General features: G+C 68.0%; 26 protein-coding genes and 1 tRNA gene. 11 read left to right on the top strand and 16 right to left on the bottom strand.

Features of this window, described 5'->3' with window-relative positions; translation table 11 throughout:
- Window positions 1-118 precede the first annotated feature (118 nt).
- Window positions 119-319: a hypothetical protein gene (locus M9979_RS11150; protein WP_254289428.1), complete on the top strand. Its 201-nt coding sequence runs from the start codon at window positions 119-121 to the stop codon at window positions 317-319.
- Between the two features lie 190 nt (window positions 320-509).
- On the opposite strand, the gene M9979_RS11155 is transcribed toward M9979_RS11150, so the two are convergent.
- Window positions 510-656, bottom strand: coding sequence for a hypothetical protein (locus M9979_RS11155; protein WP_254289429.1), 147 nt, complete (start codon window positions 654-656; stop codon window positions 510-512).
- Window positions 657-779: 123 nt separating this feature from the next.
- Here M9979_RS11155 and M9979_RS11160 point away from each other — a divergent pair, with 123 nt between their 5' ends.
- The 7 genes from M9979_RS11160 to guaA all read left to right on the top strand — a co-directional run bounded on the left by M9979_RS11160 (window position 780) and on the right by guaA (window position 6,679).
- The gene (locus M9979_RS11160; RefSeq protein WP_254289430.1) at window positions 780-1,043 is read left to right on the top strand and encodes a hypothetical protein; all 264 of its coding nucleotides are present in this window, start codon (window positions 780-782) and stop codon (window positions 1,041-1,043) included.
- 51 nt (window positions 1,044-1,094) lie between these two features.
- On the top strand, window positions 1,095-1,892 hold the full coding sequence (locus M9979_RS11165) for a hypothetical protein (RefSeq protein WP_254289431.1): 798 nt from the start codon (window positions 1,095-1,097) through the stop codon (window positions 1,890-1,892).
- A gap of 244 nt (window positions 1,893-2,136) precedes the next feature.
- Complete coding sequence (gene rpsM, locus M9979_RS11170) at window positions 2,137-2,505, top strand: 30S ribosomal protein S13 (protein ID WP_037534131.1); 369 nt, start codon at window positions 2,137-2,139, stop codon at window positions 2,503-2,505.
- Between the two features lie 90 nt (window positions 2,506-2,595).
- On the top strand, window positions 2,596-2,985 hold the full coding sequence (gene rpsK / locus M9979_RS11175; protein ID WP_007405180.1) for a 30S ribosomal protein S11: 390 nt from the start codon (window positions 2,596-2,598) through the stop codon (window positions 2,983-2,985).
- Between the two features lie 83 nt (window positions 2,986-3,068).
- Window positions 3,069-4,136, top strand: a complete 1,068-nt coding sequence (locus M9979_RS11180; RefSeq protein WP_163959463.1) for a DNA-directed RNA polymerase subunit alpha — start codon at window positions 3,069-3,071, stop codon at window positions 4,134-4,136.
- A gap of 255 nt (window positions 4,137-4,391) precedes the next feature.
- The gene (rplQ, locus tag M9979_RS11185) at window positions 4,392-4,814 is read left to right on the top strand and encodes a 50S ribosomal protein L17 (protein ID WP_254289432.1); all 423 of its coding nucleotides are present in this window, start codon (window positions 4,392-4,394) and stop codon (window positions 4,812-4,814) included.
- Window positions 4,815-5,122: 308 nt separating this feature from the next.
- The gene (gene guaA, locus M9979_RS11190) at window positions 5,123-6,679 is read left to right on the top strand and encodes a glutamine-hydrolyzing GMP synthase (protein WP_254289433.1); all 1,557 of its coding nucleotides are present in this window, start codon (window positions 5,123-5,125) and stop codon (window positions 6,677-6,679) included.
- A gap of 15 nt (window positions 6,680-6,694) precedes the next feature.
- Here guaA and M9979_RS11195 read toward each other — a convergent pair whose 3' ends face one another.
- The 7 genes from M9979_RS11195 to M9979_RS11225 all read right to left on the bottom strand — a co-directional run bounded on the left by M9979_RS11195 (window position 6,695) and on the right by M9979_RS11225 (window position 9,438).
- On the bottom strand, window positions 6,695-6,877 hold the full coding sequence (locus tag M9979_RS11195; RefSeq protein WP_254289434.1) for a hypothetical protein: 183 nt from the start codon (window positions 6,875-6,877) through the stop codon (window positions 6,695-6,697).
- A gap of 14 nt (window positions 6,878-6,891) precedes the next feature.
- Window positions 6,892-7,107 carry a hypothetical protein gene (locus M9979_RS11200; RefSeq protein ID WP_254289435.1) on the bottom strand — a complete coding sequence of 72 codons (216 nt, stop codon included), beginning with the start codon at window positions 7,105-7,107 and terminating at the stop codon, window positions 6,892-6,894.
- A gap of 57 nt (window positions 7,108-7,164) precedes the next feature.
- The gene (locus M9979_RS11205; protein WP_254289436.1) at window positions 7,165-7,467 is read right to left on the bottom strand and encodes an antitoxin Xre/MbcA/ParS toxin-binding domain-containing protein; all 303 of its coding nucleotides are present in this window, start codon (window positions 7,465-7,467) and stop codon (window positions 7,165-7,167) included.
- Window positions 7,464-7,640 carry a hypothetical protein gene (locus M9979_RS11210; RefSeq protein WP_254289437.1) on the bottom strand — a complete coding sequence of 59 codons (177 nt, stop codon included), beginning with the start codon at window positions 7,638-7,640 and terminating at the stop codon, window positions 7,464-7,466. Before M9979_RS11210 ends, M9979_RS11205 begins: the two co-directional genes overlap by 4 nt.
- 173 nt (window positions 7,641-7,813) lie before the next feature.
- Complete coding sequence (locus M9979_RS11215) at window positions 7,814-8,593, bottom strand: sulfite exporter TauE/SafE family protein (RefSeq protein WP_254289438.1); 780 nt, start codon at window positions 8,591-8,593, stop codon at window positions 7,814-7,816.
- A gap of 7 nt (window positions 8,594-8,600) precedes the next feature.
- A complete protein-coding gene (locus M9979_RS11220; RefSeq protein ID WP_254289439.1) occupies window positions 8,601-9,119 on the bottom strand; it encodes a rhodanese family protein in 519 nt (172 codons plus the stop codon).
- A gap of 4 nt (window positions 9,120-9,123) precedes the next feature.
- Window positions 9,124-9,438, bottom strand: a complete 315-nt coding sequence (locus M9979_RS11225) for an ArsR/SmtB family transcription factor (RefSeq protein WP_254289440.1) — start codon at window positions 9,436-9,438, stop codon at window positions 9,124-9,126.
- Window positions 9,439-9,510: 72 nt separating this feature from the next.
- Between M9979_RS11225 and M9979_RS11230 the strand changes: the two genes are divergently transcribed.
- A complete protein-coding gene (locus tag M9979_RS11230; RefSeq protein WP_254289441.1) occupies window positions 9,511-10,401 on the top strand; it encodes an MBL fold metallo-hydrolase in 891 nt (296 codons plus the stop codon).
- A 5-nt stretch (window positions 10,402-10,406) separates the two neighbouring features.
- On the opposite strand, the gene M9979_RS11235 is transcribed toward M9979_RS11230, so the two are convergent.
- Window positions 10,407-10,483 (bottom strand) — tRNA-Arg (locus tag M9979_RS11235).
- A 60-nt stretch (window positions 10,484-10,543) separates the two neighbouring features.
- Between M9979_RS11235 and M9979_RS11240 the strand changes: the two genes are divergently transcribed.
- Window positions 10,544-11,284, top strand: coding sequence for a queuosine precursor transporter (locus M9979_RS11240; protein ID WP_254289442.1), 741 nt, complete (start codon window positions 10,544-10,546; stop codon window positions 11,282-11,284).
- Between the two features lie 272 nt (window positions 11,285-11,556).
- On the opposite strand, the gene purQ is transcribed toward M9979_RS11240, so the two are convergent.
- The 4 genes from purQ to M9979_RS11260 all read right to left on the bottom strand — a co-directional run bounded on the left by purQ (window position 11,557) and on the right by M9979_RS11260 (window position 14,335).
- Window positions 11,557-12,225 (bottom strand): phosphoribosylformylglycinamidine synthase subunit PurQ, encoded by a 669-nt coding sequence (purQ, locus tag M9979_RS11245; protein ID WP_254289443.1) that lies wholly within the window; start codon window positions 12,223-12,225, stop codon window positions 11,557-11,559.
- A 1-nt stretch (window position 12,226) separates the two neighbouring features.
- A complete protein-coding gene (gene purS / locus M9979_RS11250; RefSeq protein ID WP_254289444.1) occupies window positions 12,227-12,457 on the bottom strand; it encodes a phosphoribosylformylglycinamidine synthase subunit PurS in 231 nt (76 codons plus the stop codon).
- Between the two features lies 1 nt (window position 12,458).
- Window positions 12,459-13,238 (bottom strand): phosphoribosylaminoimidazolesuccinocarboxamide synthase, encoded by a 780-nt coding sequence (gene purC, locus M9979_RS11255; RefSeq protein ID WP_254289445.1) that lies wholly within the window; start codon window positions 13,236-13,238, stop codon window positions 12,459-12,461.
- Between the two features lie 257 nt (window positions 13,239-13,495).
- Complete coding sequence (locus M9979_RS11260) at window positions 13,496-14,335, bottom strand: hypothetical protein (protein ID WP_254289446.1); 840 nt, start codon at window positions 14,333-14,335, stop codon at window positions 13,496-13,498.
- A 136-nt stretch (window positions 14,336-14,471) separates the two neighbouring features.
- Here M9979_RS11260 and M9979_RS11265 point away from each other — a divergent pair, with 136 nt between their 5' ends.
- Window positions 14,472-15,161, top strand: coding sequence for a DUF2490 domain-containing protein (locus M9979_RS11265; protein ID WP_254289447.1), 690 nt, complete (start codon window positions 14,472-14,474; stop codon window positions 15,159-15,161).
- A gap of 77 nt (window positions 15,162-15,238) precedes the next feature.
- Here M9979_RS11265 and M9979_RS11270 read toward each other — a convergent pair whose 3' ends face one another.
- The 3 genes from M9979_RS11270 to M9979_RS11280 all read right to left on the bottom strand — a co-directional run bounded on the left by M9979_RS11270 (window position 15,239) and on the right by M9979_RS11280 (window position 18,267).
- A complete protein-coding gene (locus M9979_RS11270) occupies window positions 15,239-16,081 on the bottom strand; it encodes a hypothetical protein (RefSeq protein ID WP_254289448.1) in 843 nt (280 codons plus the stop codon).
- Between the two features lie 159 nt (window positions 16,082-16,240).
- The gene (gene kynU, locus M9979_RS11275; RefSeq protein WP_254289449.1) at window positions 16,241-17,455 is read right to left on the bottom strand and encodes a kynureninase; all 1,215 of its coding nucleotides are present in this window, start codon (window positions 17,453-17,455) and stop codon (window positions 16,241-16,243) included.
- Window positions 17,452-18,267 (bottom strand): alpha/beta hydrolase, encoded by an 816-nt coding sequence (locus M9979_RS11280; RefSeq protein WP_254289450.1) that lies wholly within the window; start codon window positions 18,265-18,267, stop codon window positions 17,452-17,454. The genes kynU and M9979_RS11280 overlap by 4 nt, the downstream gene beginning before the upstream one ends.
- Window positions 18,268-18,531: the final 264 nt, after the last annotated feature.

Genomic DNA, 18,531 nt, shown 5'->3' on the forward strand with positions numbered 1-18,531 from the left:
TTTCGCCCCACCTGATGGTTAACCTCTTGCTAGCACCCTCACGCTAGTATGTCGGCAGGATGCGGCCGGGGGGCCGCGGATGAGGGGCTTTTCGCCGGAAACGGCCAGAAGGAGCGTTATGCTGGGGGTGATCGTCTTTACCTATGGCATGCTGACCAGCTTCGTGTTGCAGGGCGCGACCCGCAACGCGCGACTGAAGCGGCCCAATCCGCCGATGCTGCAATATGTCGGCTATGTCCTGTGCGGCCTGTCCGCCGGCCTGTCGGCGATGCTGCTGCTGATGGCGTTCACCGCGAAGGCCCCGTTTCCGCTGATGTGAGCTGGGCGTTGGAAACGCCCGGGTCACGCCTGGCGACGGGCGGGTGAGACTCAACGTACTTCGACAGGCTCCGCACGAACGGGGTCGGTGCGTTCAGGGTGGCCTGAGCCCGGCTCCACCGCTCCAACCGTTGGCCCTGAGCTTGTCGAAGGGCAGGTGAGTTGCGTTGCGTCGGGAACGGGGACTGCTCTTACGAAGCCCGCCGCGCGATCAGCGCCGCGTCGATCCGCGCGACCAGTTCGGTCAGCGGGGGTGGCGACCAGGGCGTACGCGCCAACGACGATGGGGCCTGCACCTTCTGGGCGATACGGCTATAGGCGTGGTTCGACAGGGCCATGATCTCGTCCTCGACTGAGGCCCGATCATGCCGCCCGCCTGCCTACCAAATGGTTAACAATGGTGAACATCTGCGGCCAAGTCGTTGGCGTCACCGCGTTATTTCCGTCAGTTCGGTGAATCGATGACCCCGCTCAACCTGTTCGGCCTGTTCGCCATCCTGTTCATGCTGCTGTGCTACCTGATGGAGGAGCGTTCGCCGTGGTGGACGCTCGGCTTCGCCTTCGGCTGCCTGCTCAGCTCCGCCTATGGCTTCCTGCAGGGGGCGTGGCCGTTCGGCGCGGTCGAGCTGCTGTGGACCGCCATCGCGATCCGGCGCTGGTGGCTGGCGCTGGCGCGGCAAAAGGCCGGATCGGGCGTGATTGACCCTGCCGCGAATCGGACATAGCCTCCGGCACACCCCCGAGTAGCGCGTTCCCTCTCGTTCGAAGGAACTTCGATGATCCGATATCCGCATGCCGTCCTCGCCGCCGCCGGGCTGATCGCCGTACCCGCCGCCGCGCAGATAGCACCCTTGTTCACCGGCACGTGGAAGGCCGATATCGCCACCGCCAAGCTGCCGGCGAAGCCCGACGTCTTCGAGCTGAAGGACGGCCGCTACACCTGTTCGAGCTGCGTGCCCGCGATCGCGGTGAAGGCGGACGGCACGCCGCAGGCGGCGACCGGCCACGATTACTGGGATCATATCGCGGTCAAGGCGGTCGATCCCACCACGATCTCCTACAGCTTCTACCGCGCCGGCAAGCTGACGAGCGCCAACACCGATACGGTATCGGCGGACGGCAACACGCTGACCAGCCGCTGGCGGTCGAGCGACAACGTGAAGAAGCTGGAACAGTCGGGCACCTCGACCGAGACGCGGATCGCGCCCGCCGCGCCGGGCGCACACGCCGCATCGGGAAGCTGGAAGCCGGCGGAGATCAAGGCGGTCAGCGATTCGAACCTCATCATCCAGATCAAGGAGACGCCCGCGACGTTCAGCTGGACGCAGCCGAGCGGCGAGACCTACACCGCCAAATTCGGCGGTCCCGCCGTGCCATTCGTCGGCGATCCGGCGAAGACGATGGTCAAGGTGCGCCGGATCGACGCCCGCACCGTCGAGGAAACCGACACGCGCGCCGGCAAGGTCGTCATCGTCTACACGCTGACGCTGCAACCCGATGGCCAAACGCTGGGCGTCAAGGTCGACAACCGCAAGGACGGCACGAAGACCGAATTCACCGCGCACCGCCAATAGGGCAGGGCGCAGCCGCAACAGGCGTCGCGCCGACGTACGCGGCGGGGGAACCCGTCGCTTGACACGGCGTTTGCGCGCGCCTACCTGCACTCCTCTCCGAAATACCGGCTTCCGGCGACGCTCCTTTGCGTTCGTCGCGCTTTGCGTAGATGCAAGGAATGGCAGCGGGTGTTGGTCGGAGGATGCGACGAGATGGGGGTCGTGCGGCCATGCCGAACCCCGTGGAGCTTAGGAGAAACATTTCATGGCACGTATCGCGGGTGTCAATATCCCGACCAACAAGCGCGTGGTGATCGCGCTGACCTATATCCACGGCATTGGTCTGACCAAGTCGAAGGAAATCACGGCCAAGCTGAACATCGCGCCCGAGCGTCGCGTTCAGGACCTGACCGATCAGGAAGTGCTGCAGATCCGCGAGACGATCGACGCCGACCACACGGTCGAGGGCGATCTGCGTCGCGAGACCGCGATGAACATCAAGCGTCTGATGGATCTGGCCTGCTATCGCGGCCTGCGTCATCGCAAGGGCCTGCCGGTCCGCGGCCAGCGCACGCACACCAATGCGCGCACCCGCAAGGGCAAGGCCAAGCCGATCGCCGGCAAGAAGAAGTAAATCGTCCGGGGGACGATTTACTCCGCCGGAGGCTCCCGACGTTCGCCGTCGATCCTCTGGCGTTTCAGCTAATTAGGTCAGGAATCATCCATGGCACGTGAACCGCAGCGTATTCGCCGTCGCGAACGCAAGAACATCACCGCCGGCGTCGCGCACGTGAACGCCAGCTTCAACAACACCATGATCACCATCACCGATGCACAGGGCAACGCGATCTCGTGGTCGTCCGCCGGCATGATGGGCTTCAAGGGCAGCCGCAAGTCGACCCCGTACGCCGCCCAGGTGGCCGCGGAAGACGCCGGCAAGAAGGCCGCCGAGCACGGCGTCCGCACCCTCGAAGTCGAAGTCAAGGGTCCGGGTTCGGGCCGCGAATCGGCGCTGCGCGCGCTGCAGGCGGTCGGTTTCCAGATCACCTCGATCCGCGACGTCACCTCGATCCCGCACAATGGCGTGCGTCCGTCGAAGCGTCGCCGCGTCTGATTACCCGCGCGCCGGCTGACGAGCCGGTGCGTCTTTCTCCCGGCCGGAACCGCCCCCGTTCCGGCCCAAATTAGGGGACACCTGTGTCTGTCAATGCAAAGAACTGGCAGGAACTGAAGAAGCCCAACGGCCTTGAGAAAAAGGGCGGCGACGGCAAGCGGAAGGCGACCTTCGTCGCCGAGCCGCTGGAGCGTGGCTTCGGCCTGACGCTCGGCAACGCGCTGCGCCGCGTGCTGCTCTCCTCGCTGCAGGGTGCGGCCGTGACCTCGATCAAGATCGAGAACGTGCTGCACGAATTCTCGTCGCTGGCCGGCGTCCGCGAGGACGTCACCGACATCGTCCTCAACGTCAAGCAGATCGCCATCCGCATGCAGGGCGAGGGGCCGAAGCGCCTTCAGCTCTCCGCCACGGGTCCCGGCGAAGTGAAGGCCGGCGACATCGCCGTGTCGGGCGACATCGAGGTGATGAACCCCGAGCTGGTGCTGTGCCACCTCGACGAAGGCGCGACGCTCAACATGGAGCTGACCGCCGACATCGGTAAGGGCTACGTTCCCGCGACCGCCAACCGCCCGGCCGATGCGCCGATCGGCCTGATCCCGGTCGACGCGCTCTATTCGCCGGTGCGCCAGGTGTCGTACAAGGTCGATCCGACCCGCGTCGGACAGGACCTCGACTACGACAAGCTGACGCTGACGATCGAAACCGACGGCACCGTGACGCCCGAGGACGCGGTGGCCTATGCCGGCCGCATCCTGCAGGACCAGCTGGCGCTGTTCGTCCACTTCGACGATTCGGCGATCACCCGCTCGTCCGCTCCGATCGGCCAGGCGGCCGCTCCGGCGGCTGGCGGCGAGACCGCGGGCGACACGCAGCAGATCAACCGTTACCTCCTCAAGAAGGTCGACGAGTTGGAGCTGTCGGTGCGTTCGGCGAACTGCCTGAAGAACGACAACATCATCTACATCGGTGACCTGGTCGGCAAGACCGAGGCCGAGATGCTTCGGACCCCGAACTTCGGCCGCAAGTCGTTGAACGAGATCAAGGAAGTGTTGTCCTCGATGGGGCTGCGTCTCGGGATGGAAATCCCGGGCTGGCCGCCCGAGAACATCGAAGAGATGGCGAAGAAGCTCGAGCAGGAGATTATGGGTTAAGCCGCACCGGGATAGCCCCGCTATCCCGGAGACGGCGCAAGACCGGCCGACGGGCAGGGGAGCGACGCAGTCGCAACCCTGACCCGTTCGACGTGACCGGTGCGGCTTCGCCGCACCGCCACCCGGCCACCAAAAGACACCCCTCACGGGCGTGACTTTTGTGACTTTCCAAAGGGCGAACGGCGGTGGCCCTTCCACAACACCGCCTGGATCGGGGTACCTCATACGGCCCCCCTACGAACGAAGGAATTACCCATGCGTCATCGCGTCGGCGGCCGTAAGCTGCAGCGTACCTCGGCCCATCGTCTGGCCCTGTTCCGCAACATGTCGGCCGCGCTCATCAAGCATGAGCAGATCACCACCACCGTCGCCAAGGCGAAGGAACTGCGCCCCTACGTCGAGAAGCTCATCACGCTGGCGAAGAAGGGCGGCCTGTCCAACCGTCGTCTCGCGCATGCCCGCCTGCTCGACGACGCGCAGCTGGTGAAGCTGTTCGACGTCCTCGCGGAGCGCTACGCGACCCGCAACGGCGGCTACACCCGCATCATCAAGGCCGGCATCCGTGCATCGGACGCCTCGCCGATGGCGATCATCGAGTTCGTCGACCGCGACGTCTCGGCGAAAGGCCAGGATTCGGGTCCGGTCCAGTCGGACGAGGACTTCGACGAGGCGGCATAAGTCGCAGCGTGGCTGCGACGAGGCTCAAGCCTCGTCCGGCCGGCGTCGCTACGGGGACGTCCGGCGACACGGCTTCGCCGGGTCGCTGACATACGGGAGGCCGCGCCAGCGATGGCACGGCCTCTTGTCGTTTGGATCACCCGGCGCATGGCGCCTCCAGCCCTCCCTCCCTCCGGCCGTTCGTGCTGAGCCTGTCGAAGCACAGGTGAGACTCAGGCCCTTCGACAGGCTCAGGGCGAACGGGGAGGGATGCGCGCGCGCCACCGGCGGGCTTGGCCTGCACGGACGCCGCCGCTAAGGCCGGCGCCATGCAGCATACCGACACCATCCTGATCGTCGACTTCGGCAGCCAGGTGACCCAGCTCATCGCCCGCCGCGTTCGCGAAGCCGGCGTCTACAGCGAGGTCGCCCCCTTCCAGTCTGCCGAGGCGGCGTTCGAGCGATTGAAGCCCGCCGGCATCATCCTGTCGGGTGGCCCCGCGTCGGTCACCGCGGAGAACAGCCCGCGCGCGCCGCAGGCGTTCTTCGAGGCGGGCATCCCCATCCTCGGCATCTGCTACGGCCAGCAGGTGATGAGCGCGCAATTAGGCGGCAACGTCGTCGTCTCGGGCGACGGCGGCGAGTTCGGCAAGGCGTTCGTCGACGTGAAGAGCCATTGCGCGCTGTTCGACGGCCTGTGGGCCGAGGGCGAGCGGCATCAGGTGTGGATGAGCCACGGCGACAAAGTCGACGCGATCCCGCCCGGCTTCGTCCCCGTCGCCACGTCGGAGGGCGCGCCCTATGCAATCGTCGCCGACGAGGCGCGCCGCTTCTACGGCGTCCAGTTCCACCCGGAGGTCGTCCACACGCCCGACGGCGGCAAGTTGATCGCCAATTTCGCCCGCCATGTCTGCGGCCTGCCCGGCGACTGGACGATGGCCGAGTTCCGCGATGCCAAGATCGCCGAGATCCGTTCACAGGTGGGCAAGGGCAAGGTGATCTGCGGCCTGTCGGGCGGCGTCGATTCGTCGGTCGCCGCGCTGCTGATCCACGAGGCGATCGGCGACCAGCTGACCTGCGTCTTCGTCGATGGCGGCATCCTGCGCGCCGGCGAAGCCGAGCAGGTCGTCGGCCTGTTCCGCGGCCATTATAACATCCCGCTCGTCCATGTGCAGGCGCAGACGCTGTTCATGAACGGCCTCGCCGGCGTCACCGACCCGGAGGCGAAGCGCAAGTTCATCGGCAAGACCTTCATCGACGTCTTCGAGGCGGAGGCTAAGAAGATCGGCGGCGCGGAGTTCCTCGCGCAGGGCACGCTCTATCCCGACGTGATCGAGAGCGTGAGCTTCACCGGCGGCCCGTCGGTGACGATCAAGAGCCACCATAATGTCGGCGGCTTGCCCGAACGCATGAATATGAAGCTGGTCGAACCCTTACGCGAACTGTTCAAGGACGAGGTGCGTGCGTTGGGCCGCGAATTGGGCTTGCCAGACGTCTTCGTCGGCCGCCATCCGTTCCCCGGACCCGGCCTCGCGATCCGCATCCCCGGCGAGGTGACGCAGGAACGCTGCGACATCCTGCGCAAGGCGGATGCCGTGTATCTCGAGGAGATCCGCAACGCAGGGCTCTACGATGCGATCTGGCAGGCGTTCGCGGTACTGCTGCCGGTACGCACCGTCGGCGTGATGGGCGACGGCCGCACCTACGACCACGTGCTGGCGCTGCGCGCGGTGACCTCGACCGACGGGATGACCGCGGAGGTGTTCGACTTCCCCAGCGACTTCCTGCCGCGCGTCGCGACGCGGATCGTCAACGAGGTGAAGGGCGTCAACCGGGTCGTCTACGACTATACGTCGAAGCCGCCCGGGACGATCGAATGGGAATGAGTCAGGCGGGGTGGTTCACCACCGCCTGATCCGGTCGACGTCGGCGGTCAGCAGCCTGGCCTCCGCCTCGAGGCCATCGGCGTCGTCCTCGCTTGTCGCATCGACGACGACGTCGCGTTCCGACACGTAGCGCCGCCGCCGCACGGGGGTGTCCGGCAGGCGGTTGTGCGTGTCGATCGGCATGCGGATACTCGGCATCGTCGGCGCTCCGGTCAGCAGTTGCGGACCCATTTGGTGCGGGTCACCGTGCCCGACACCATGCGCTTGCCAAAGACGCCGCGCATCCGTTCGGCATCGGCGCCGTTCATGAAGACGACGCGGGTGCCGCCCGACAGGATCGTCTCGATCGCGCTGATCGCGGCGCCGTGCTTCTGGGCGCTGGCGCGGACTTCGGTCTCGCTGGCGGTAACGTTGAGGGCTCGCGACATGATGGTCTCCAAATGGCAGGGGGATTGCCGGCGCGTGTCGCCGCCGGCCGGACGGGGTCAGGCCTTGGGCGCGGCGCTCATGTCGGCGAGCAGGCGCTCGACGCGGGCGAGGCCGGCATCGCTGGCGATCGCAAGGTCGAGCGGGCGGGCATCGAGCTGCGGTTCGGTCGCGTTGAGGAACGCCATCACCCGCTCGCGGTTGCGCAGCACATCCCACGCCAGCGCGGTCACGCGCGCCTGCCGTGCCGCTTCCAGCCGCGGCATCGCGACGCGTGCAGGGCGGAAGACGCGGCTGCGCTTGACCGGAGCGGGCGCGCCGTCGTCGCCGGAGGTGGCGGTCGGTTGCGTCGTACCGCTCAACTGACGCGCGCCATCGGCAGCGGTAGACCGCCGTTGGTGGCGCGCAGCCGCGCGATGCGGGCGGCGTAGCCGGCGGCGAGGCCGCGATGCGACGCGCGGGCTTCGCGCGATGGGGCGTCGGTGGACGCCGACAGCGCCACCTGATGACGCAGGTAGAGGTAGTTGAGGTCCATGACGATGCTCCCGGCCGTAAGCGGGAGCGCACAAGGTCTCTCAGCCGCTGGCGCCTACGAACGGTTGCCAGCGATATGTCCGATATAGCGACTGGCGGCGAAATTGAAAGGAGCATGCACGGGGCAGGGCTTCTCGTCCGGCATTCGCTATCCCGGTCGGGACGATCCCCGCGTCACAGCGACGATGCGACGACATAGCCACCCACGACGATCACCATCACCGCAAAGCCGCGTTCCAGCACATTCTTGCGGGTGCCGAGCGTCCGTCCGAGCGCGATGCCCGCGCCCGTGCCGCTCGCGCCGCCCGCGACCAGCAGCGCCGTCACGCCCCAATCGACCAGCCCCGAGGCGGCGTAGGACGTTGCGGTCGTCAGCCCCAGCGCGCCGACGACGACCAGCGAGGTGCCGATCGCATAGGACAGCGGCATCGCGGTGGCGAAGATCAGCCCCGGTACGATCAGGAACCCGCCGCCGATGCCGAAGAATCCCGCGGCAAGGCCGACGCCCAGACCGATCGGGATGAGCCGGGGCAGCAGCGTCGCGGCGCTGTCGCGGGTCAGGCGGACATCGGGCGCCTCCACCCGCCGCCGCCGGCGCAGCATCGACAGGCCGACGCCGATCATCAGCACCCCGAACAGGACGAGCAACCGCTTGCCGTCGAACGCCTTGCCCAGTTCCGCCCCCAGCGCCGCGCCGATCATCCCCGCCACGGCGAAGACGCCCGCGCAGCGCCACTTCACCCGCCCGCCGCGGGCATGGCCGATCAGGCTGGCGAGCGCATTGAGCGACACCGCGACCGCCGCGGTGCCGATCGCGGCATGCGGCGATCCGACACCGACGACATAGATCAGCAGCGGCACGGCCAGGATCGACCCGCCGCCGCCCACCAGACCGAGGATCAGCCCGATCACCCCGCCCGAGGCTAGCGCGGCGAGGATGGTGGTGGTGCCCATGATCCCTTCAGGCGGTCGCGCGCCGGTTCCACGGCATGATGCGCAACAGGCGTGCCATCCCGCACCAGCCCGTCATGCCGGCAAACAGCAGCCCCGCGCCGACGAATGCCGACAGCCCGAAAAAGCCGGGCGCGACGAATTGGCCGAGCAGTACGCCGGTCAGCACCAGCGCCCCCGCGGCGATCTGCACCTGCCGCATGATCTCCAGCGGCTCCGCAGGGTCGGCAACGGTCGCCTGACCCGCCGCGCGCCAGGCGTCGATCCCGCCGGACAGGATATAGACCGGCGCCCCGGCCGCCGCCGTCGCCAGCCGCGCGGCATGCGCGGAGGTGCGCATCCCCGACTTGCAATGGAACACCACCGGACGTCCGTCGCGCGGCAGGTCGACGATCCGGTCGAGCGGCATGTTGATCGCACCGGGGATATGTTCGCGCGCATGTTCGTCGGCATTGCGAATGTCGATCAGCCGCGCGCCCGCATCGATCGCGGCACGGGTATCGGCGGGGGAAAGGCTGGCAGGCGTCATCGCGTCACTCCTTGCAATAAAGCTGGTAGAGGGTGGCGAGCAGCGTCTCGACGCGTGGGTCCGCGATCGCGTAGCGCAGCGTCTGGCTTTCGCGCCGATAGGTGACGAGGCCCTCGTCGCGCATTTTCGCCAGGTGCTGCGAGCACGCCGATTGCGACAGGCCCACGTCGCGGGCGAGGTCGCCGACCGTCACCTCGCCGTGTTCGACCAGCTTGCACAGCAGCATCAGCCGCCGCGCATTGCCGATCGCCTTCAGCGTGTCGGCCACTTGCGCCGCTTTCGCCTCGAACGTCGCCAGATCCATCGGCGGCTTAAGCATCGTCAACGCTCCATTAGATATTGCTTATGTAGCATGTCCTAATATATCTGCAAGACGTAACGGAGGACGATCATGACCCGGCCCTTCATCCAGGCTTTCTTCGACGAACCCACCAACACGATCAGCTATCTGGTCGGCGATCCCGCGACGCGAACCGCCGCGGTGGTCGATCCGGTGCTCGACTTCGATATGGCCGGCGGCATCGCGGACACGCGCTCTGCCGAGCGGATCGTCGCCGTCGCCCGCGCGCAGGACTGGCGGATCGCGATGGTGCTGGAAACGCACGCGCATGCCGATCACCTGTCGGCGGCGCCCTTCATCAAGGCGCGGACGGGCGCGTGGATCGGCATCGGCGCGCACATCCGCGACGTGCAGAGGATCTTCCGCCCGGTCTTCGCGATGAACGATCTGAAGGCGGATGGCTCCGACTTCGATCGCCTGTTCGCGGATGGCGAGCGCTTCGCGATCGGCGCGCTGGAGGTGGAGGTGCTGCACGTCCCCGGCCACACGCCCGCCGACATTGCCTATGTCATCGGCGACGCGGCGTTCGTCGGCGATACGCTGTTCATGCCCGATTACGGCACTGCGCGCGCCGACTTCCCCGGCGGCGACGCCCGCACGCTGTATCGCTCGATCCGCCGGTTGCTGGCGCTGCCCGATGCGACGCGGCTGTTCCTGTGCCACGATTACAAGGCACCGGGGCGTGACGTGCATCGCTGGGAGACGACGGTGGGCGAGCAGCGCCGGTCGAACGTGCATGTCCATGACGGCATCGGCGAAGACGATTTCGTCGCGATGCGCGAACGGCGCGATGCGGGCCTGTCGGTGCCGAAATTGCTGCTGCCGTCGATCCAGGTCAACATCCGCGCCGGCCATTTCGAGCCGGCGGAGGCCAATGGCGTCAGCTATCTGCGCATCCCGGTGAACTGGACCGGCCGCGAGGCGCGCGCCGGCGAGCGGTGAGGAATTGGCGCGCCCGGCAGGATTCGAACCTGCAACTCCAAGCTTAGAAGGCTCGTGCTCTATCCAGTTGAACTACGGGCGCGCGCTGGGGGAGCGATTAGCGCGGATTGCGTGCGACTGGAACAGCCATATAGTCGCCGCGATGAACAGGACGAGCGAACGGGCGATCGACGCGGCGGCGATGCGCGGGCAGGCGTTCCGCTATTACGATTTCGTCATGGCGGCATTCGTCGCGATCCTGCTGCTGTCCAACGTGATCGGTGCGGGCAAGGTGGCGCAGATCGTGCTGCCGGGGATCGGGCCTTGGCCGTTCGGGGCGGGCATCCTGTTCTTTCCGGTCAGCTACGTGATCGGCGACGTGCTGACCGAGGTCTATGGCTATGCGCGGGCGCGGCGGGTGATCTGGGCGGGGACTGCCGCTGTCGTGTTCATGGCGTTCATGAGCTGGGTGGTCGTCGCGCTGCCGCCGGCGCCGTCGTGGGGCAACCAGGCGGCCTATGCGACGATCTTCGGGCAGGTGCCGCGGATCGTGCTGGCGAGCGTGTGCGCCTTCTGGGCGGGCGAGTTCGTCAATTCGTACGTCATGGCCCGGATGAAGGTCCGCACCGCGGGCAGGCATCTGTGGATGCGGACGATCGGGTCGACGGTGCTGGGGGAGGGGGTGGACAGCCTGATCTTCTACCCGCTCGCGTTCCTGGGTGCCGAGGGGTTCACGCCGGGGCTGGTGGTGACCGTGATGCTGACGCAATGGGCGCTGAAGGTGGCGTGGGAGGTGATCCTGACGCCGGTGACCTATGTCGTCGTGGGGGCATTGAAGCGCGCCGAGGGCGTGGACGTGTTCGATCGCGGGACGGACTTCACGCCGTTCCGGGCGCAGGTGTGAGCGCCGTAACATGGACAACATGGACACCTTGACGTGAACGATCCGGATCGATCGTTTCGGTTCTTGCGAGGATAGGACCGTGAGAAAAAGCGCCGCGATTCGCGCATGGCGGTAGCGGCTCGCGATCGCATAGGACAGATGGGGAGCTTTTCCCGTGCAGCTGCAAGGAGTTGGTGGGAAGGGTATCCATCAGCCGCCGGCGTCGGGTCGTCCTCACCCTTCCGGCGCTGCGCGCCTCCCTCCCTCTCCCACAGGGAGAGGGATATAGGGCGTCATGCCGCGATCGTGTCCAGCACGCCTTCGAACAGGCGGCGGCCGTCGGTGCCGCCGTGCGCGGCTTCGATCTTGCGTTCGGGGTGGGGCATCATGCCGAGCACGTTGCGCTGCGCGTTGAGGATGCCGGCGATGTCGCGCGCCGAGCCGTTGACCGGCTCGCCGTAGCGGAACGCGACGCGGCCTTCGCCTTCGAGGCGGTCGAGCGTCTCGGCATCGGCGAAGTAATTGCCGTCGTGGTGCGCGACGGGGACGCGGATCGTCTCGCCGGCGGCGTAGCGGCTGGTGAAGGCGGACCCTGCGGTGTCCACCGTCAGCGCGACGTCGCGGCAGACGAAGTTCAGGCCGGCGTTGCGCATGAGCGCGCCGGGGAGCAGGCCGGCTTCGGTCAGCACCTGGAAGCCGTTGCAGACGCCGAGTACCGGCAAGCCGCGACCCGCCTGCTCCACCACCGCCTGCATGATCGGCGAGCGCGCGGCGATCGCGCCGGAGCGCAGGTAATCGCCGTAGGAGAAGCCGCCGGGCACCGCGACCAGACCCAACCCCTCGGGCAAATCGGTGTCGGCGTGCCAGACCATCGCCGGCGCGATGCCGGTCACCGCCTCCAGCGCGACGGCGAGGTCGCGGTCGCAGTTGGAGCCCGGGAAGACGATGACGGCGGTCTTCATGTCAGGCGCGCTCCACCCGGAAATTCTCTATGACGGTATTCGCGAGCAATTGCCGGCACATGCCGTCGATCGCCTCGTCGGTGGTGGTGTCGGCGACCTCGAGTTCGAACATCTTGCCGGCGCGGACGTCGTCGACGCCCTCGAAGCCGAGCGAACCCAGCGCGTGATGGATGGCGCGGCCCTGGGGGTCGAGCACGCCGGGCTTGAGCGTCACGAAGATACGCAGCTTCATGTCACTTCCCCCGGCGCTTGCGATGGCTGTCGAGGTCGAGCACCGCGCCATCCTCGCCCTCCGGCATCAGGCCGAGGCGGCGGGCGACCTCCTGATAGGCCTCCGCCTCGCCGCCGAGGTCGCGGCGGAAGCGGTCCTTGTCCATCTTTTCGTTGGTGTCCATGTCCCACAGGCGGCAGCCGTCGGGGCTGATCTCGTCGGCGAGGATGATCCGGCCGTAGTCATTGTCCCAGATGCGGCCGAATTCGAGCTTGAAGTCGACGAGGCGGATGCCGATCCCGGCGAACAGGCCGGTGAGGAAGTCGTTCACGCGGATCGCGAGGTCGGCGATGTCGTGCATCTCCTCCTGGCTCGCCCAGCCGAACGCGGCGATATGCTCGTCGGAAATCATCGGATCGCCGAGCGCGTCGTCTTTATAATAATATTCGATGATCGTGCGCGGGAGCTTGACGCCCTCTTCGATCCCCAGCCGCTTCGACAGCGAGCCGGCGGCGACGTTGCGCACGACGACCTCGATCGGCACGATCTCGACCTGGCGGATCAACTGTTCGCGCATGTTGAGGCGGCGGATGAAGTGGGTCGGCACGCCGATCGCGTCGAGCAGCGTGAAGATGTGCTCGGAGATGCGGTTGTTGAGCACGCCCTTGCCGTTGATCGTGCCCTTTTTCTGGGCGTTGAACGCGGTGGCGTCGTCCTTGAAATACTGGATCAGCGTGCCGGGTTCGGGACCCTCGTACAGGATCTTGGCCTTGCCTTCGTAGATCTGGCGGCGACGAGCCATGCGCATGCCCCTGAAAATGAGCAGCCCCGGCGGCGCGAATGGACGCGGGCCGGGGCCGGAATGGCCGGGCCTATAGGGGATGGGGGGCGGGGGTGCAATCTTCCGCTGGGGTGAGAAGAAGTGGTGTTCACGCGAAGACGCAAAGACGCGAAGGCTGATCGTGTCTGCCGCAGACGTACGGCATGAAGTGGTCCCGTACGTCGCCCAAAAGGCGAACCCCTTTGCGTCTTCGCGTCTTCGCGCGAACACCTCTTTTCCTAGGCAGCATCGCCGTCGCGCCAGCGGGCGACGGGGCCGCGCAGGCGGCGCCAGAGGAGGACGAGCACGGCGACGACGATCGCCGGCGGGCCCAGAATCGCGATCAGGCCGAGCAGCACGGCGAGCGTCACCTGTGCGGAGCCGACCATCGTGTCGAGTGCGCTGGTCAGCGGTGCGCTGGTGTCGAAGCCGCGGACGGCGTCGCCTGATTCATAGGCGAATTCCATCGGCGTCCGCGCGATGCTGGCGCGGTTGTCGGCGGCCGTCGCGGCGGCCTCGCGGGCGGCGGTCGCGGCGGCGGCGCGCTGTTGCTGGAGTTCGGTGCGTTCCGCCTCGCTGGCGGCGGGGCGGGCGAGCTGGGTGTCGGCGCGGCCGATGGCGGCGGCGGCCTCGGCGCGGGTGGCTTCCGCGCGGGCGATCGCGTCGCCCGCATCGGTGCCGGTGATCGCGGCCTCGACCAGGGTGCCCTTGGCCGCCTGGATCAGGTCGATCCCCTGCTTGCCGAAGGCGCGGGCGATCGCGGGGTCGAGCTTGAAGCGCAGCGTCCCGCGGATGTCGTTCTCGCCGACGACGCGATAGTCCATGCCGGTGATGCGGCAGCGGGCGATGCCGAGCTTTTCGCAGGCCTGCGCATGCGCCTCCTGTGCGGCGGCGATGGCGCGGGGCGGCAGGCGGAAGCCGTAGCGATAGTTGAACGCGACGCCGGGTGCGGCGGTGACGTTGATGCCGGGGGCTTGGGCGACGTCGGATGTCTGCAGCTGTTCGGCCCCATCGGGCGCCTTGCTGCATCCGGTGAGCGCCAGCGCGACCAGCCCGACTCCTGCGACGACGGCACGCATGGCAATCCCCTCCCGACGATGTGATACACCATCGGCTGAGTAGGAGATGACGTCAAGCGGAGGTGTGCGACGCGGCTTCTGATCGGAGACGGTTCGGTCTATGCCCCCGTCGGACGGGCGCAGCGGGGGCGACAGGATGACGAAGCGATTGGCTTGGCTGGCGCTGCCGTTTGCCGCGCTGGCGACGCCGGCTGTGGCGCAGCAGCAGGACACGCAGCTGTGGACGCAGATCAACACCAACGTGCCGATCGACGACGGGCTGCGTATCACGCTGGAGCAGATCGCGCGGTTCAGCGACCGGCAGGACGGGTTGTACCAGACCGAATTCGGCGCGTTGCTCGGCGTGAGGGCGGCGAAGGGTGTCGAGCTGGGCTTCGGCTATCGCAAGGTCGGCGCGCACAACGGCAACACCGGCGCGGACGAGGATCGCATCCGACAGCAGGTCGTCGCGACCTTCGGCCCGGTCACGACGCGCTTTCGCATCGACGAGCGGATCAACCCGCGCGGCGCCGAGATCGGCTTTCGCATCCGGCCGCTGGTCCGCTACAATTACAAGATCGGCACGCACGGCTATGCGCTGTTCGTCAGCCACGAGAGCTTCTATCTGCCCAATGCGACCAGCTGGGGACAGCGGCGCGGGTATGAACGGATGCGCAACATCGTCGGCGTGCTGGTGCCGATCGGCAAGCAGATGGTGGCGGACGTGGGCTATCTCAATCAGTATCGCCCGGGCCGCGACGGCGCGCGCGGGCAGATGGACCATGCGCTGACGCTGCAGCTGACGATCAACCTGCGGGATCTGTCGCTGCCGCATCTGCATGATTGAGCGGGCACCTTCCACCGTCGCGTAAGTCGCGACACAGGATGGTCAGAGTGCGACGCCGAGCGCGGCTGTGCGGGCGTTCAGTCAGCCAGATTGCACCATTGCAGGTCGCGAGCGTTGCCGGCGGCGACGTCGGCCTGCGTGCGCAGAGCGATCGTCGGTAGGGCGAAGCGCGGCCCTGGGGGATGGAACTGCCCGACCCAATGCGTCGTCGTGGTGGCAAACGGGCCACCGACGAAGGTCATGAGACCGTCTGCGATCCTGTAGCGGCCAGCGTCGCCGGCAAAGCTGTAACCGCCGCCTGGTTGAAGCCGCAGGTCGCCCGTGATCGTATTGCCCGACGATGCAAGCCGCATGCAGACGTAGCGGCCAGGCGGCGGAACGGCGCCGGAGGGGGATGGCGCGACGCGCACCGCCCGCTTGCGGCAGAAAGGCGCTATCGTTTCGCGAATTGCCACCGCGCGTGAATCGGCCACGCCGCGGCGCAGATATTCGGCCGCCGCGGGACAGGCCCGTTCGGGATATTCGGTGAAGCGATACGTCGCCCGGGTGCCGAGGTCGCTGTCGCCGAGACCTTCGGGGCCCCCCACGCCGGTGCCGTCGGCCCAGCGTATCCGGTCGCGCTGCGGATCACGTAACGCAGGTGTCGGTGCGGTGGTGGCGAGCGCCGCCACGGGCGTGGCACGGCGGAGCAATCGCAGATTGCCGCTTTCCCTCTCCATCGCTTCGTCGCCACCGTCGAAGCGCAGGATGTAGGCGTCTCCGCCGAGACTTTTCACGATAGTGGCGTGATACCATTTGCCGAGCGAGCGCAGTTCGACCTCGTCGCCGATCGCATAGCGTTCGGGTGCGCGTTGCTGCGCCAATGCCGCGCTGGACAGCATCGTCACGCCAGCCAAGAGGATTCCGGTTCCGATACGCATGTCGTCGTTCCAGCCAGTCCGTCGATGGACCATCGCCGCATCGGCCGGCTGCCGACCAGTCGTCTGCGACCGACCGGCGGTTCGGCGCGATCAACCCGCCTTTTATGTCCTGTTCGGTGCAGATCCAAAGCCGGCGGCGGCTGGGAATGTCTGCGGTTTCTACGTCACCGCATTGCGCACCGCGAACGCCGGGTCGCGCCATGCCTCGATCGCGATGATGTCGCGCAGGTGTTCGCCGGCTTGCCACACGTCTTCGTGGCTGAGGTACAGCGGCGTCAGGCCGAGGCGGAGGATGTCGGGGGCGCGGAAGTCGCCGATGACGCCGCGGGCGATCAGCGCCTGCGTCAGTTCGTAGGCGTGGGGCGCGCGGAAGCTGATGTGGCTGCCGCGTTGGTCCGCGTCGGCGGGGGTGTCGCAGGGGAGGCCGGCCGCTGCGCCGGCGCGCGCGAGGATTACGAACAGCGCGGCGCTCTTGGCGGCGACGGCGGTCTGGTCGACTTCGGTCCAGAGCGCGAGCGCGGCTTCGAGGCTGGCCATCGCCAGGATCGACGGCGTGCCGACCAGCCAGCGCTTCATGCCCGCGGCGGGGCGGTAGGCGTCCTGGAAGGCGAAGGGCTCGGCGTGGCCCATCCAGCCGCTGACCGGATTGGCGAGCGCGTCGTGCAGGCGCTTTGCGACGTAGAGAAAGGCAGGGGCGCCGGGGCCGCCGTTGAGGTATTTGTACGTGCAGCCGACCGCGAGATCGACGTTCGCCGCGGTGACGTCGATCGGGACCGCGCCGACGCTGTGGCTGAAATCCCAAAGCATGAGCGCGCCGGCGGCGTGGGCGCGCGCGGTCCAGGCGGCGAGGTCGAAGCGTTCCGCCGTCTTGTAGTGGACGTGGGTGAGCAGGAGCACCGCGGTGTCTTCGTCGAGCGCGGCGGCGAGGTCTTCGCGCGCGACGACCTTCAATCGCGCGCCGGGGACGCAGGCGACCGCGCCTTCGGCGATGTGGAGGTCGGTGGGGAAATTGCCCGCCTCGCTGACGATCGTGCGGCGCGCGGGATCGTGGCGGAGCGCGGCGACGAGGGCCTTGAACAGATGCGTCGAGGTGGTGTCGCCGACGATCACCTCGTCTGGCGCGGCGCCGATCAGCGGGGCGATCTGCGCGCCCAATCGCTGGGGGGCGTCGATCCAGCCTTCGTTCCAGCTGCGGATCAAGCGCTCGCCCCATTGCCGCTGCACCGTATCGGCGAGCGCGGGGGCGACCGCGCGCGGGAGGGGGCCGAGCGAATTGCCGTCGAGGTAGATCACCCCCTCAGGCAGCGCGAAGCGGTCGCGGAAGCGGGCCAGGGGATCGGTGCGGTCGAGGGCGCGGGCGTCGTCGCGGGTCATGCGGGGTCTCTGGCGAAGGCGGCGAGGACGAGGGTGCGCACCGTGGCCCAGGCGGGGGTGCCGGGGGCGATCAGCTCGACATGGCCGGTGGCGGGGACGGTGTGGAGGTCGACCGCGTCGCCGGCAGCGCGGGCGCGCGCGACGTAGTCGGTGGCGAAGCGATAGGGGACGATGCGATCCTCGCGACCGTTGACGAGGGTCTGCGGCACATTGAGCGGCAGCAGGTGCGGGATCGAGGTGTCGGCGAAGCGGTCGCCGACGAGGCGCGCGACGACGTCGGTGCCGCAGCCGTTGTCGGGGCTGGCGGCGACCGCCTCGAGATCGGGCAGGCCGCCGAGGCAGACGACCCGCGCGATGGCGAGCGGATCGGGATCGCGGAGCGGGCTGTCGGGCGGCAGGCGGTGGCGCGCGGCGAGCCACAGTGCCAGGTGACCGCCGGCGGAATGGCCGAGCGCGACGATGCGGGCGGTGTCGAGCGCGTAGGCCGCGGCATGGGCAAGCAGCGCGTCGGCGGCGGCGGCGACGTCGCGGAAGGTGCCGGGGTAGCCGCCGCCCGCGCGATCGACGCCGCGATAGTCGATGTTCCACACCGCGAGGCCGTGCGCGCGGAGGTCGGCGGCGGCCCAGTCCATCAGCCGGCGATCGGCGATTGCAGTCTGCCAGCAGCCGCCGTGGACCATCAGCACGGTCGGATGCGGGCCGATTCCGGCGGGGCGCCACAGGTCGACGACCTGCAGCGGATCGTCGCCATAGGGAAGCGTGGCGTCGGGGGCTTCGCGCGGACGGCTGGTGAGGTCGGGCCAGGTGAGCATGCGGGGGTAACGCTAGACGATGCCGGAAGGGGGCGCCACAGGCGCACGACCGGAGGCGAGACCGTACGCTTGCGGCCCGGTGGACCCCGGAACACGTCCGGGGTGACGAGGGAGGTTTGGCGGGGGTGTGGTGCGAACCGCGTGGGCGCAACACGCCGGATCACCGTCCTGCCGGTACCGCATGCTGCGGCGCATCGCCGAGCTGCGCCAGCGCGTTCTTCCCCGCCGGTACGGTCGGCGCGAGCCCGCGGTTTCCGCCCAAGC

The organism is Sphingomonas liriopis (genome assembly GCF_024211255.1).
GTDB lineage: Bacteria > Pseudomonadota > Alphaproteobacteria > Sphingomonadales > Sphingomonadaceae > Sphingomonas > Sphingomonas liriopis.